This window comes from Streptomyces flaveolus (assembly GCF_014648815.1).
GTDB classification, from domain to species: domain Bacteria; phylum Actinomycetota; class Actinomycetes; order Streptomycetales; family Streptomycetaceae; genus Streptomyces; species Streptomyces flaveolus.
The window spans coordinates 1-889 of record NZ_BMRV01000042.1 but is presented as its reverse complement, the minus strand read 5'-3'; the positions used below and the strand labels follow the sequence as shown (position 1 = coordinate 889).

General features: G+C 71.8%; 1 pseudogene. It reads right to left on the bottom strand.

What is annotated here, in order from left to right:
- A pseudogene (locus tag IEZ05_RS36105) lies at positions 1–889 on the bottom strand (2-oxoacid:acceptor oxidoreductase subunit alpha); the annotation flags it as partial.

Here is an 889-nt window from a genome sequence, read left to right as displayed (position 1 = left end):
CGCCTTGAACGGCATGCCGTTGACCTGGTTGTACGGGCGGGCGTCGACCAGGTACCGGGCCCGGATGAGCGTGGCGAGCTGCCCGAGGTTCATCTCGGGGACCACGACGCGCTCGTAACGGGCCAGTACGTCACCGAGGTTGCGCGGGAAGGGGTTGAGGTGGCGCAGATGGGCCTGCGCGATCGCCTCCCCGGCCGCCCGCAGCCGCCGCACCGCCGCGGTGATCGGCCCGTACGTCGAGCCCCAGCCCACAACGAGGGTGCGCGCACCGTCCGGGTCGTCGACCTCCAGGTCGGGGACCTGGATGCCGTCGATCTTGGCCTGGCGGGTGCGGACCATGAGGTCGTGGTTGGCCGGGTCGTAGGAGATGTTGCCCGTGCCGTCCTGCTTCTCGATGCCGCCGATCCGGTGCTCCAGACCCGGCGTGCCCGGCACCGCCCACGGACGGGCCAGGGTCTGCGGGTCCCGCTTGTAGGGCCAGAACACCTCGGTGCCGTCGTCCAGCGTGTGGTTGGGGCCCTGCGCGAACCGCACCGCCAGGTCCGGCAGCTCGTCCAGCTCCGGAATCCGCCACGGCTCGGAGCCGTTGGCCAGGTAGCCGTCGGACAGCAGGAACACCGGGGTGCGGTAGACCAGCGCGATCCGCGCCGCCTCCAGGGCCGCGTCGAAGCAGTCCGCCGGAGTACGCGGCGCGACCACGGGCACCGGGGCCTCGCCGTTGCGGCCGTACATCGCCTGCAGCAGATCCGCCTGCTCGGTCTTGGTCGGCAGCCCCGTCGACGGGCCGCCGCGCTGGATGTCCACGATCAGCAGCGGCAGCTCCAGCGACACCGCGAGACCGATGGTTTCGCTCTTGAGTGCGACGCCGGGACCGGAGGTGGTGGTGACC